The sequence below is a fragment of the Sorangium sp. So ce185 genome (assembly GCF_051526825.1).
In the GTDB taxonomy this organism is placed as follows: Bacteria; Myxococcota_A; Polyangia; order Polyangiales; family Polyangiaceae; genus Sorangium; species Sorangium cellulosum_D.
This window is the reverse complement of record NZ_CP150316.1, coordinates 12527778-12541390: the sequence shown is the minus strand read 5'-3', so window position 1 is coordinate 12541390 and position 13613 is coordinate 12527778. Positions and strand designations below refer to the sequence as shown.

Annotated in this window: 10 protein-coding genes; 8 read left to right on the top strand and 2 right to left on the bottom strand. The window is 72.5% G+C overall.

Annotated features, from left to right (window positions below):
* Positions 1-46: 46 nt before the first annotated feature.
* From serS to WMF26_RS46290, 5 genes are all read left to right on the top strand, one after another.
* Entirely contained in the window at positions 47-1348 is a 1302-nt protein-coding gene (gene serS / locus WMF26_RS46310) for a serine--tRNA ligase (protein ID WP_437997918.1), read from the top strand.
* Positions 1349-1353: 5 nt separating this feature from the next.
* On the top strand, positions 1354-3609 hold the full coding sequence (locus WMF26_RS46305; protein WP_437997917.1) for a hybrid sensor histidine kinase/response regulator: 2256 nt from the start codon (positions 1354-1356) through the stop codon (positions 3607-3609).
* Positions 3610-4632, top strand: coding sequence for a hypothetical protein (locus WMF26_RS46300; protein WP_437997916.1), 1023 nt, complete (start codon positions 3610-3612; stop codon positions 4630-4632).
* Between the two features lie 141 nt (positions 4633-4773).
* Complete coding sequence (locus WMF26_RS46295) at positions 4774-5223, top strand: universal stress protein (RefSeq protein ID WP_061625298.1); 450 nt, start codon at positions 4774-4776, stop codon at positions 5221-5223.
* 150 nt (positions 5224-5373) lie between these two features.
* Positions 5374-6156 carry a hypothetical protein gene (locus WMF26_RS46290; protein ID WP_437997915.1) on the top strand — a complete coding sequence of 261 codons (783 nt, stop codon included), beginning with the start codon at positions 5374-5376 and terminating at the stop codon, positions 6154-6156.
* Positions 6157-6282: 126 nt separating this feature from the next.
* Here the strand turns inward: WMF26_RS46290 and WMF26_RS46285 are convergent, their stop codons facing one another.
* A complete protein-coding gene (locus WMF26_RS46285) occupies positions 6283-6828 on the bottom strand; it encodes a chalcone isomerase family protein (protein WP_437997914.1) in 546 nt (181 codons plus the stop codon).
* A 377-nt stretch (positions 6829-7205) separates the two neighbouring features.
* Here WMF26_RS46285 and WMF26_RS46280 point away from each other — a divergent pair, with 377 nt between their 5' ends.
* The 3 genes from WMF26_RS46280 (at position 7206) to WMF26_RS46270 (ending at position 11696) form a co-directional block, all read left to right on the top strand.
* Entirely contained in the window at positions 7206-8708 is a 1503-nt protein-coding gene (locus WMF26_RS46280; RefSeq protein ID WP_437997913.1) for a vWA domain-containing protein, read from the top strand.
* A 265-nt stretch (positions 8709-8973) separates the two neighbouring features.
* Complete coding sequence (locus WMF26_RS46275; protein WP_437997912.1) at positions 8974-10170, top strand: aminotransferase class V-fold PLP-dependent enzyme; 1197 nt, start codon at positions 8974-8976, stop codon at positions 10168-10170.
* 215 nt (positions 10171-10385) lie between these two features.
* Entirely contained in the window at positions 10386-11696 is a 1311-nt protein-coding gene (locus WMF26_RS46270) for a hypothetical protein (protein WP_437997911.1), read from the top strand.
* A gap of 187 nt (positions 11697-11883) precedes the next feature.
* On the opposite strand, the gene WMF26_RS46265 is transcribed toward WMF26_RS46270, so the two are convergent.
* The gene (locus WMF26_RS46265; protein ID WP_437952449.1) at positions 11884-12204 is read right to left on the bottom strand and encodes a hypothetical protein; all 321 of its coding nucleotides are present in this window, start codon (positions 12202-12204) and stop codon (positions 11884-11886) included.
* Positions 12205-13613: the final 1409 nt, after the last annotated feature.

The following is a 13613-nucleotide window of genomic DNA, read 5'->3' as shown; positions in this document are numbered from 1 at the left end:
GTCGCGCCTGCTGACGCGCGTGCACGCATCGGCTAAACCCTGGGGCATGCTCGATCCCCGCCACGTCGCAGATCACCTCGATGAGGTGCGCGCGGCGCTCGCTCGTCGCTCGCCCGCCGCCGCCGCCACCCTCGGAGACGACTTCGCCTCCACGGTCAGCTCGCGCCGGTCGAGGATCCAGGAGCTCGAGCGGTGGCAGGCGGAGCGCAACGCGGCGAACGACGCGATGGCGCGCCTCGACAAGAAGTCGCCGGAGTTCGCGCAGAAGCGCGACGAGCTGAAGGCCCTCTCCGCGAAGATCAAGGAGGCCGAGCAGGTCGTCTCGGAGCTGGAGAAGCGGCTGACCGAGCTGCTCGCCGTCGTCCCCAACCTGCCGGATCCGTCGGTGCCGGACGGCGCCGGGGACGAGGACAACGTGGTCGTGAGGACGTGGGGCGAGAAGCCGAGCTTCTCGTTCACGCCGAAGAACCACTGGGACATCGGCACCGCCCTCGGCATCCTCGACTTCGAGCGCGCGGCGAAGCTCTCGGGCGCGCGCTTCACGGTGCTCCTCGGCGCGGCCGCCCGCCTGGAGCGGGCCCTGATCTCGTTCATGCTCGACCTGCACACGCGCGAGCAGGGCTACCTCGAGGTGCTCCCGCCGTTCCTCGTCAAGGACTCGGCCCTGTTCGGCACGGGCAACCTGCCCAAGTTCGCCGACGACCTGTTCAAGACCCAGAAGAGCGACCCGGAGCGGGCGTACGACCTCTACCTCATCCCGACGGCCGAGGTCCCGGTCACGAACCTCCACGCGGACGAGATCCTCGACGGCGCGTCGCTGCCGATCGCGTACGCGGCGTACACGCCGTGCTTCCGCAGCGAGGCGGGCAGCCACGGGCGCGACGTGCGGGGGCTCATCCGGCAGCACCAGTTCGACAAGGTCGAGCTCGTGCGGTTCTCGGCGCCGGAGGACTCGCCCCGCCAGCACGAGCTCCTCACCGCGCACGCGGAGGAGGTGCTGAAGCGCCTCGGCCTCCACTACCGCGTCTCCGCGCTCTGCACCGGCGATCTCGGATTCGGCTCGCAGAAGACGTACGATCTCGAGGTGTGGCTGCCCGGCCAGGGGGTCTACCGGGAGATCTCGAGCTGCTCGAATTTCGGCGAGTTCCAGGCGCGCCGCGCCCAGATCCGCTACCGGCCGGAGCCGAAGGCGAAGCCGCGGCTGGTCCACACGATGAACGGATCGGCGCTCGCGGTGGGGCGGACGGTGATCGCGATCCTCGAGCAGTATCAGCAGGCGGACGGGACGGTCGTCGTGCCGGAGCCGCTCCGGGCGTTCATGGGCTGCGAGGTCCTCCGCGGCAGGTAGCGGCGATGGGAGCGGACGAGGAGGCCAAACGCGAGCTCCCGGAGCCGCGAGGCGCGCGCGAGCCGGGCGAGGGCGAGCGGCGCTCGCAGCTCCCCGAGTCGCGGCGAGGGCGCGAGCCGGGCGAGGGCGAGCGGCGCTCGCAGCTCCCCGAGTCGCGGCGGGGGCGCGAGCTGGGCGAGGGCGAGCGGCGCTCGCAGCTGCCGGAGTCGCGGGGCGGGCGCGAGCTCGGTGAGGGCGAGCGCCGCCCGCAGGTCCACGCGCCGTCGACCCCCACCGAGACCTCCATGGCGCTCGCGCGCCGTCGGCTGCTCGAGCTCTGCAAGCGGCACAAGGACGAGCTGATCGACGACTGGATCGAGAACGTGCTGGCGCTGCCGCCGGAGCGCGGTCGGTACACCGACCGGCCCGTCGGCGAGGTGACGGAGAACGTCCGCTCCTGGCTCGCCGCCTTCACCAGGATCCTCGAGGACGGCAGCGAGACGCTGCTCGACGAGTTCATCACGCACCTGGTCGAGCAGCGCTACGCGACCGGGTACTCCATCAGCGGCCCGCTGATCGCCGCCTCCGAGTTCCGCACCGCGGTCGCGGGCGTCCTCGACACGACCCACGACGACGGCGACGCGGACGGCACGTCCTCCATCGACGTGCTCCGCGCCGTCGACGCGCTGTTGCTCCAGTTCGAGCACCGCTTCGCCGAGGCGTACGCCCAGCGCTCGCTGTTCGCCTCCGAGGAGCGCTACCGCGAGATCGTCGAGCTCTCGTCCGACGTCCTCGCGACGATCGACCAGGAGGGCATGCTGACGCGGCTGAACGTGCGCTTCGAGGTGCTCTTCGGGCACTCGCGGCAGGCGTGGATCGGCCGGCCGATCACCGCGCTCGCGGTCGCGGCGGACGTGCCGGCGCTGCGCGCCCTCGTGATGTCCGCGTCCCGGGCGGAGGCGCCTCGGGAGGCCACCATCCGCTGCGGGACGCGCGCCGGGCTGACCAAGGTGATGACGGTCCGGATCACGCGGCTCTACGGCGAGGACGCGTCGCTCGCGCTCATGCGCGACGTCACCGAGGAGGTCGCGCGCCGCGCGCAGATCCTCCACAGCGAGAAGCTCGCCTCGATCGGCCAGGTGGCGGCGAGCGTCGCGCACGAGCTCAACAATCCCATGGCGTGGGTGATGGCGAACCTCGAGCAGATCCGGAGCGGGGCGCACAAGCTCGTCTCGGCGGCGCGCCCGGTCGCGTCGGGCTCCTACGAGGACCTGCTCCGCGCCATCGACCTCATCGATCGGTCGTGCCACGAGGCGCTCGCCGGCGTCGAGCGGATGCGCGACATCGTGACCGACCTCAACCTCTTCTCGAGCAGCAGCGAGCGCAAGCCCGAGCGGGTCGATCTCGTCGACGTGATCGAGCTCGCGCTGCGCATGACGGGGCCGCAGCTCAGCCAGCTCTGCCGCATCGAGCGGCATTACGGCGAGATGCCCCCGCTGGTCGGCTACCCGGGCAAGCTCTCGCAGGTGTTCGTGAACCTGTTCATCAACGCCGCCCAGGCGATGCCGAACCGCCCGCGCGATGAGAACCTGGTGCGCGTGACGGCGCGCTTCGACGACGGGGTGCACCATGTCGAGGTGGAGGACAACGCGCGCGGCATGACCCCCGAGGTCGTCGAGCGCATCTTCGACCCGTTCTTCACGACCAAGGAAGAGAGCGCGCGGCCGGGGATCGGGCTCTGGGTGTCGCGCAACATCGTCGAGGAGCAGCACGGCACCATGACGGTGTCGAGCAAGCCCGGCATCGGCACGGTCTTCACGATCCGCCTGACGGGCCTGAACCCCGCGGATCTGCCGGCGCTCCGCCCGCCGCCGGAGCCGCCGCGCCTGTCGTCGCGCGGGACGATCCTGTTCGTCGACGACGAGCCGATGCTCCTCAACGCGTTCGCGCGCGCGTTCGAGGAGCGGCACGAGGTGCTCGTGGCGAAGAGCGGCCACGAGGCGCTCGACCTCCTGCGGGACCGCGGCGGCCGGATCGACGCGATCGTCTGCGATCTCCTGATGCCGCAGATGAGCGGGATGGCCCTCTACGACGAGATCGGCGAGCGGTTCCCGCAGCTCCAGCCGAAGATGGCCTTCATGTCGGGCGGCGCGTTCACGCCGAGCGCGCGCGAGTTCGTCGAGCGGGTGGACAACCCGAAGATCGCGAAGCCGATCTCGCTCGACGACCTGGAGCGGGTGATCGCCGATCTCCTCAGCGGCGGGCAGAAGCGGGGGCACTAGATGGCGGACGCGACGGCGACGCGGGCGCGGGCGAACCACGCGCGCTACCGGCCGGGGCAGCGGGAGGGGTTCTACGAGAGCTTCTTCCAGCGCGCGAACCACCCGACGCGCCCGCTCGCCTTCTGGATCCGCTACACGCTCTTCAGCCCGGCCGGGCGGCCCGACGCCGCGGAGGGCGAGCTCTGGGCCATCTACTTCGACGGCGAGTCGGGGCGTCACGCGGTCGCCAAGCGCGAGGTCCCGTTCGCCGGGCGCTGCTCCTTCGCCCGCGACGCCCTCGCGGTGGACATCGACGGGGCCCAGCTGCGCCCGGGCCGGCTCGCCGGCGCGGCGGGCGAGGGGGAGGGCGCCATCGCCTGGGATCTCGCGTACGAGGGCGGCGGGGAGCCGCTCCTGCTGCTCCCGGCGGCCCTCTACGACGCCCCGCTGCCCAAGGCGAAGGCGCTGGTCGGCGCGCCGATGGCGGTCTACCGCGGCGTCCTCCGCGCTGCGGGGCGCGACGTGGACGTCTCGGGCTGGGTGGGCAGCCAGAACCACAACTGGGGGACGAAGCACACGGACCTCTACGCCTGGGGGCAGGTCGCGGGGTTCGACAGCCACCCGGACAGCTTCCTCGAGGTCGCCACGGCCCGCCTCAAGGTCGGGCCGTTCTGGACACCGAGCATGACGCCGCTGGTCCTGCGGCACCGGGGCGAGGAGATCGCGCTGAGCTCGCTGGTCCAGGCGGTCCGCGCCGAGGCCTCGTTCGACTACTTCACCTGGCGCTTCCGGACCGAGACCGATCGGCTGAGCGTCGAGGGGGAGATCTCGGCGCGCGCCGCCGACGTCGTGGGCCTCGCCTACAGGAACCCTCCCGGCGGGGTGAAGCACTGCCTGAACACGAAGATCGGGGCCTGCAGCCTCACGCTGCGGCGGAAGAGCCTGGGCCGCGAGGTCGGGATCGAGACGCTGACCACGGCGCGGCGCGCGGCGTTCGAGATCCTCACGGACGACCGCGGCCACGGCGTGGCGATCCGCGCCTGATCCACGCCGGACGCACCGGGCCGCTGCGCGGGCGGCCGGGGTGGTGCGCCGCGCGGGCGCCGCCGCGCGGGACGTGCTGCGCGCCAGGCGCGGAGTCGGCTAAAGAGATCCGGGAACGCCACCGCACGAAAGGCGGACGCCATGAGCCTCAAGCACCCCCGGACCATCCTCGTTGCACTGGACAGCTCTCCCCGGGCGCCGTTCATCCTCGCGGAGGGCGTCGATCTCGCGCAGAAGCTCGGCGGCAAGCTCGTGCTCGTCCGCGGCATCGGGCTGCACCACAGCCTGCCTGCCGAGGCGATGAACGAGTCGCCGACGCGCGTCCCCGAGATCCTGGAGCGGGGCGACCGGGAGGAGCTCGAGCAGCTCGCGCGCGGCGTGCCGCCCGAGCTCGTCGCGAAGGTCGTGGTCCACGTCGGCGTCGCCTGGGAGGTCATCTGCCGGACGGCCGACGAGGAGGACGCGGACCTCATCGTGATCGGGTCGCACGGCTACTCGGGCATCGACAAGGTGCTCGGGACGACGGCGGCGAAGGTCGTGAACCACACGAGCCGGTCGGTGCTCGTGGTGCGCGACAAGCCCTCGGATTGACGGCGACCCGGCGCCGGCGGTTCCTCAGCGGTCAGGACGACGGTTCGCCGAGCCCCACCGCGCTCGTCTCGGCCGGCGCACCCTCGGGCAGAACGACATCGATGAGCGAGCCGCGGCGCTCGGGGCGTGTTTCCAGGGAAGGAGGCTCGAATGAACCATCGGATCATCCCGGTCGCGGACGGCTTCTGGAACATTCGCGGATCGTTCAAGATCGGCGGGATCATCGACGTCGGTACGCACGCGTCCCTCGTCCGGCGCGAGAACGGGAAGTATATCTTTCTCGACTCCTACACGCTCGGGGTCGAGGAGAAGCGGCAGATCGACGAGATCACCCATGGTGGAAGGGACGTGGAGGCCATCATCAACGTTCACCCTTTCCACACGCTGCACGCGAAGGCCATGCATGCCCACTATCCGCACGCGCGCCTTTACGGCACATCTCGCCATCTATCCCGCTTCCCGGACCTCCCGTGGGAAGAGACGTTGATCGAAGATCCGGCGGCGCACGCGCTGTTCGCTGGCGACCTCGACTTCTCGGTGCCGCGCGGGGTCGATTTCGTCTCCTCGAACGAGAACGTGCACTTTTCGTCGGTCCTCGTGCTGCACCGCGCGTCGAGGACGATTCACGTCGACGACACGCTGATGTACGTCCGCCTCCCGTCCCCGATGCGCCTCCTGGGGCTCAACGACGTCCTGAGCTTCTCTCCCATGCTGTCGCAGGCGCTCGAGAAGCGCCCCGGGGCAGCGCTGGAATTTCGGCGATGGGCCGAGGAGCTGGCGCTTCGCTTCCATGACGCCGAAAACCTCTGCGCCGCCCACATGGCGACGCTCACGGCTCGAGAGAACGGCGGAGCTCCGATCAAGGATCGCATCCTCAGAGCCCTGGAAAAGGTCGACAAAACGCTGAAGAGGCATGAGCGCAAGCACGGCTGAGGAGACGCCGAGCCGCGGCGTCGCGGCGGACCGCGGGAGCAGCGGTCTCGGCGCGGTCCGCGGGCGGCGGGAGCTCGTCGCGTGCTCCCCGCGCGCCGAGCCGGCGGGCTGACGAGGCGCCCGGCGTCAGGGGAGCTTGGCGATGAGCTCGTCGCTCAGCGTCGGCTGGTCGATCTTGCCAAACCAGATCTGCCAGGTCGCCTTCATGAAATCGAGGCCGCCCACCGTCGCGGTCCCGCCGCCGGCGACCTTGGCGGTGGTCGTCTTCGCGCGCGCGTCGTACTCGATGGTGACCTCCGCGCCCGTCTTGAGGTCGCCCTCGAACGCCGAGACGAACCTCGCGATCTTCGTCTGATCGGCGTACCCGTTCATCGCATAGGCGTCCTTCAGCGCCTTGACGATGCTCTCGCGGTCGACGTCGCGCAGCATCGTCCAGACGAACTTCTTCCCCGTATCCATCTCGATGACGGCCTGCTTGGACCTCGTGGAGGGGAGCTGTTCCATGTAATGGCTGATCCGATAGACATCGATCTTGGCCGTGCCGACCGTCCTCACGCGGACGCCGGTGCCCGTGAGCGTGTAATCCGGCAAAGCGAAGAGGCTCGCGACAGCCAGGAAGATCGCCGCGAAGGCGGCGAGAAGAGCTGGAGACTTGCTTCGTACGAGTTTCATCGGATCGACCTCCTCCGGCATCGCCGCTCGGCGGCGCATCGTGTCCGGGCGCCGCGCGCCGGCGATCGCCCGTCCATGATCGTGAATCAGCAAGACGCGGACCATCGGCGGAGGGACGCGGGGAGCCGCATCGGTCGCGAGATCTCGACAGGGGCCCTGGCCTCATGCGCCGGCGACGCATGAGGTGTGCTCGGCGGGGGCTCCGGGGCGGGTCGGCCGGGAGGGACGGCGGCGCGGCGGCGAGCTCTCCCGGAGATCTTTTTTCGGCTGGGTCCGTAGAAGCCGCGCGCTGCGGGGGTCGAGGAGATCGCGGCGGAGGACGCGAGTCCCCCGTGGGCCGCGCCTTGGCTGGGGCGTGCGGCGGAAGGAGCTTCTCGATGCGGACGATGCTCGCGGGAGTGCTGATGGGATTTGCGGCTCTGGGCTGCGCGGCCGGCGCGGCGGCGCCTCCGGAGACGGGCGCCGCGGCCGCGGAGGTCTCGCCAGGCCCGGGGGCGCGGCAGGAGGGCGCGCCGGCGGTCGCCGCGGCCCCGGCGGCGGCCGGCGGGGCCGCGGCGGCGGCCGCGCCTGCGGCGGTCGAGGCGCCGGGATCCCGGGCCGAGGCGAGCCGCGGCGTCTGGATCGGCGCCGCGGGGGCCAGCGACTTCGTGCTGCCGGGGACGCGCGAGACGCAGCTCGGCGTGTGGGTCGACGTCCCCGCGGCCCGCCGCGGGGCGCGCGCGCCGGCCGCCGTCGCGCTGCTCGTGGACGCCTCCGGCTCGATGCAGGGGCCGAAGATGGACCACGCCCGCGCCGCGGCGCAGGCGTTCATCGACGGGCTTCCCGACGGCGACCTGGTCTCGCTCGTGTCGTTCGCCGACGCCGCCGTGGAGCGCGTGGCGCCCGCCGTGCTCGGCCCCGAGACGCGCCCCGCGGTGGCGCGCGCCATCGCCGCGCTCGGCCCCGACGGCAGCACGAACCTCTTCGAGGGCCTCCGGCTCGCGGAGCGGCACGCGGCCGCGGCGCCGTCGACGCACGCCGTCCGGCGCGTGGTGCTCATCTCCGACGGCCAGGCGAACATCGGCCCGTCGTCGCCCGAGCTCCTCGGCGCGCTCGCCCAGCGCGGCGCCGCCCACGGGGTGCAGATCACGTCGATCGGGGTGGGCGCCGACTACGACGAGCGCACGCTCAACGCGCTCGCCCTCGGCTCCAGCGGCCGGCTCTACCACCTCACCGAGGCCCGCCAGATGTCCTCCGTCCTCGAGCGCGAGCTCGCCCTGCTCCAGACGACCGCGGCGACGGGCGCCTTCGTCGAGATCGTCCCGGCGCCCGGCGTGGAGGTGATCGGCGTGCCGAACGAGCGCGCCGACCGGTCCGGCGACGCGGTCCGCGTGCTGCTCGGCACGATGTTCGGCGGGCAGCACCGCGAGATGCTCGTGCGGGTGCGGGTCACCGCGCCGGCCGCCGGCTCGCACCCGCTCGCGAGCGAGCGCCTCCACTTCCGCGACCCCGAGAACGGCAACGTCGCGCGCGTGCAGGAGGTGGTGGCCCGCTACGAGGTGACGAGCGACCCGGCCCAGGTGGCCGCGCACGAGAACGAGCGGACCCAGACGCTCGCGGCGGTGATCGAGACGGGCATGACGCAGCTCGCCGCGGCGCAGGACGTGGGCTCCGGCGACTTCGGCGCGGCCGAGGCGAAGCTCGCCGCGGCGGAGGAGCGGCTCCGCGAGCAGGCGGCGCGCGCGCAGTCGGCCAAGGAGAAGGCGCGCATCGCCGGCGCCGCCTCGGCGGTGGCGAGCGCGCGAAAGACCGCCCGCGCGGCCGCGGCGGCCCCGCCCGCGGCGCGGCGCATGGACGCCCTCCAGATGAACGGCGCCTCCCCGCTCTGGATGGGCCGCTGAGCGGCGCCATCGAGGCGCCGCCCTCCGACCCGTCCATGATGGACCGTGGATGCGTCCATCATGGATGGGTTGACCGAGCGCTGCATCCTTGCCGGAAGGCGGTCACGGTTGATCCATGAATCAACGTTGATCGATATAGCCATCATGGATGCACCATCGATGCGCCTCGCGTGGCCCTCGACGCCCTCGACAGGAGGCGTGGCCACGCGCGACATTGTCACCGGCCCTCCGACACCTCAGCCTCCCAGGGCACTCGACCTCCGCCATGAACCCGAACGCCTTCCCGGAGTCGCGCGCCGGCGCCGCGCGCGAGCTCTGGCCGCTCGACCCGGCCGTCGCCTTCCTGAACCACGGCTCGTTCGGCGCCTGCCCGCGCGCGGTGCTCGAGGCGCAGCAGCGTTACCGCGACCAGCTCGAGCGCGAGCCGGTCCGCTTCTTCCTCCGCGAGCTCGAGCCGCTGCTCGACGCGGCCCGCGGCGAGCTCGCCGCCTTCGTCGGGGCCGACGCGGACGACCTCGCGTTCGTGCCCAACGCGACCTTCGGGGTCAACACGGTGCTGCGGTCGCTCTCGCTCGGGCCGGGCGACGAGCTCTGCGTCACCGACCACGGGTACAACGCCTGCCGCAACGCGGCCGAGGCCGTCGCGGCCCGCGCCGGGGCGCGCGTCGTGGTCGCGCCGGTGCCGTTCCCGATCGAGGCGCCCGAGCAGGTGGTCGAGGCGGTGCTCGCGCGGGTGGGGCCGCGGACGCGGCTCGTGCTGATCGATCACGTGACGAGCCCGACGGGGCTCGTGTTCCCGGTCGCCGCGCTGTCCGCCGAGCTCGCCGGACGCGGCGTGGATCTCCTCGTCGACGGGGCGCACGCGCCCGGCATGCTGCCGCTCGACCTCCGCGCCCTCGGGGCGGCGTATTACACTGGCAACTGCCACAAGTGGATGTGCGCGCCGAAGGGCGCGGCGTTTCTCCATGTGCGGCGCGACCGGCAGGGCTCGGTGCGCCCGCTCTGCATCAGCCACGGCGCCAACTCGCCGCGCACCGACCGGTCGCGCTTCCTGCTCGAGTTCGACTGGACGGGCACCTCCGATCCGAGCGCGGCCCTCTGCGTCGCGGACGCGATCCGCGCGATGGGAGCGCTCCTGCCCGGCGGCTGGCCCGAGCTCCGGGCCCACAACCGGGCGACGGCGCTCGCCGCGCGCGACCTGCTCTGCGCGGCGCTCGGCTGCCCGCCGCCGAGCCCCGACGCGATGATCGGCGCGCTCGCGACGGTGCCGCTCCCGGACGCGCCGTCGTCGCCGCTGCGCCTCGACCCGCTCCAGGACGCGCTCCTCGCGCAATGGGGCATCGAGGTGCCGGTGTTCGCCTGGCCCGCGTCGCCGGGGCGGGCCCTCCGGATCTCGGCGCAGATCTACAACGACCGGCCGCAGTACGAGCGCCTCGCGGCGGCGCTCTCGGCGCTCTTGTAGCGCGCGCGGGGAGCCCGGGCGTGCCTCCGGGCCGCCGCTCCGCCGGGGCAGCTCCGCCGGGGGGCGCGCGGCGCTCGCCTCGCGCTCGAGCCGTCGGTCCGGGCCCGCGTCGCGGCGCGCTGCCCGGGCGCGGGAGGGCGAAGCGCGACCGGCGCTTGCTGGAGCAGACGCGCGCGCCTTCCGAGGCGATAGGATGCGCGCCCCAAGGAGACACGATGCCACGTCGAATCCTGGTCTTGTCCTCGCTTTCCTGGCTGGCGACGGCGATCCTCGCGGCCGCGCCGATCGCCGCGCAGCCCGTGACGCCTCCGCCGGCGACGCGCCCCGCGCCCACCGCCTCGGCGCCGGCGGGAACGCCGCCGGCTCCTCCGGCGCGGGCGGGGACGCCGCCAGCGTCCGCGCCGCAGCCGGCGCCCGGCGCGCCGCAGTCGCCGGCGCCCGGCGCGCCGCAGCCAGCGCCCGGCGCGCCGCAGCCGCCGGCGAGCCCCGCGCCTGCAGCGCCCGGCGCGCCGCAGCCGCCGGCGAGCCCCGCGCCTGCAGCGCCCGGCGCCCCGGCAGCGGATGCGCCAGCGCCGGAGGGATCGCCGCCCGGGCCGGCTGGAGCGACGCCCGAGCCGGGCGCTGCCGAACCGCCGGCAGACGCCGCGCCGCCCGCCAGGACGCCGGCCGCGCGGCGGGCCGGCCGGTGGGAGAGCATGGAGGACTGGACCTCGTCCCTCTCCGAAGCCGAGCAAGGGCCGCTGCCCGCGCCTGCCGACGAAGGCGCGCTCGGCGGGGGGACGGTGCCGCTCGCCCAGCGCGGTGCGATCGGCCTGGAGACCTCGGCGTTCAGCGGCGGCGACAGCGACGTCTCCGGGCTCGCGGTCGCCCTCTTCGCCCGCATGCCGTTCGCCGATCAGACGTTCCTCGACGTCCGCGTCCCCTTCGGGCTCGCGATGGATGAGCGCACCGACGCCGTGCTCGGCAACGTGATGCTCGGCGCCCACCACGTCGCCCGCGCCGGCCGCAAGCTCTGGATCACCGTGGGCGGCGCCGTCGGGCTGGCGACGCTCTCGGCCCAGACCCACGACCACCGCAGCTACGAGCCGGTCGGCGCGAGCCGCGCCTACTGGGATCTCCACGAGTACTTCCCGAGCATCCTCCCCATCCACGCGCGCCTCGGCGCCGAGGCCCACCTCGGCCCGGTGATCGCGCGCCTGCAGATCGAGCCGCTCCTCTACATCCCGCTCGGCCGCAACGAGGAGTACGAGGTCGCGATCCAGCACGCCGCCGAGGTCCAGATCGGCCACGGGATCGCCGGCGGCCTGCGCGTGCAAGGCGTCGCGCTGCCCACGTTCGACAACGTGGGCATCCGGCACGCCGTCGCGCGCAATCTGTACGTGCTCGCCCTCGAGCCGTTCCTCGCGATCGAGCGCAAGGCCGCGTTCCTCCGAGCGGGGCTGCTGCTTCCCTTCGACGAGGAGCTCGGCCCGCCGCTCGATCACACCTGGGGCTTCCACCTCACCGCGGGTGTCCGCACCGACTGAGGCCTTCGGCGGCCGAGACGCGCGGCCGCCGAGGCCCGGCAGCGGCCGAGCCACGCGGCGGCCGGGGCCAGGCGTCGGCGGTCGCGTTCGAGGCGCCTCCGGCACGTTCGAGGAGCCTTCGGCACGTTCGAGGCGCCTCCGGCACGTTCGAGGCGCCTCGGGCGCGGCGCGGGACCCTGGGGCGCGGCTAGGCGCCTCGGGCGCGGGCCGCTTCGCCGATCGCGTGGGTGATGTGCCCCTCCAGCTCGCCCGCGGGCAGCTGCTCGGACTCCACGACGACGAGGCGCGCTCCCGCGTCCTCCGCGAGCAGCTCGAACGTCTGCGGGGCGCGCTCGTGCAAGTGGCTGGGCAGGACGATCGCCAGCGGGCGGAGGCGGACCGCCATCGCCCACGCCGACGCCGCCTCGCACGAGCGGACGAGGAAACGAGCCCGCGCCGCGACCCTGCGGCAACGGGCCAGAAAACCGGGGCTGCAGTCGAGCGCCAGCACGATGGGTATCCGGATCAATTGACTGCTGCTACTAGGGGGCTCCGACATAGGAAGATGCTACTCCAGCGAAGCGCTATTGCGCGTCCTCTTATCCCGCATAACCGATACAGAGCTTTCCCGAAATAGAAAACAACAAGCTCGCAAGCTCATGTAAGCAGTCACGCGTCATTTTGGTGTATTGGGTAACGTTCTGTGAGAGCAGGATATTTGAAATGAACGCTGCGAGAAGCAAGGCGCCAGCGCACTACCGCCCACGCGGCGCGGATGTCGGCCGAAATGTTGGCCCAGCAGCAACGACAGATGATGCCTTGGCCGATCGCACGTCAATGAAATGATGTACCGGGGACGGAGTCCATCCCCGGATGCGGGCATCAGGGACACCCGGACAGAGGAAGCGCACGTGGTAGACGCCGCTCGGGACGTAGGCAGTGAACCCAGCGTCCACGAGAGCGCCACACACGATTGGCTCGCGTTCCCCCATCGATCCAGCGAGACGGCCGTCCCGGCGCCAGGGCGCCTCCCGCCGTCGAGGTTGCTGCACCTCAAGGAAGTTGGCGCGCATACGCAAAGGAGATCGCGTGTCATCGCGGACGACCGCGCACGCCTCCTCCAGGACGGCCACCGGGACACGCTCCTTCTCACCAATCACCGTGCGCCCGCCGTGCCCATCGCCCACTGAACCGGTTAACTTCCTCACAGATTCTCGCGCGCGCTCGGCGCGGGCCGAATTGTTTCCGCCACGTTGCAGGAAGGTTACGGCGAGCGTCGGCGACGGCGCCGGGCTCGGCCGCGATCCGCGCCCGGAGAGGTCCGGTGCCTTCTCCCAGGCCGGCGGCTGCAGGGCAGGGGCACCGGGGTGAGGCCGAGAGAGATGGCGGTGTGGAGGTGGCAGCTGCAATAAGGAGCCAACTATATCATTTCATCGCCCGGAGAGAACAGCATCTGGCAGCGGCCAGCACGGCGCTGCTCGCGCCGAGATGGCGACGATATCCCAGCAGGGGCGGAGTCGACCCTGTAGCAACGCTGTATTTTTACAGCGTCACCCGCTGCGCGTGGGCTTCCTCTCGGGTGCGGCCTGACGACGGGCGCCGGCGATAGCGTGGTTTCCGGGCAAGGAGGCGGCGCGCGCACCCGCCGGCAGGTGCGTTGCCGCCGCGGCGCTCTCAAAGGACGTTGGAGGTTAGGAAAAACACTAAACTAAGACTCGTCCTGGCCGTTTCGCAGTGAACACCGGACGCCGGTTCGGAGGTCAGCGCGGCTGTGGGGCGCACGTCCGAACACGGCGCCACACGCGCGGCCGCCGGGGTCGTCTCCGCCGAGGTCCGCGGCGCCGAGCGCCCGGCCCGGTGAGGCAGCTTGCCCGGCGCGCGGCGCCGGCGGCCGCGGAGGCGCACGAATCGCCCGCTCGCCGGGAGGACGCTGGGGCG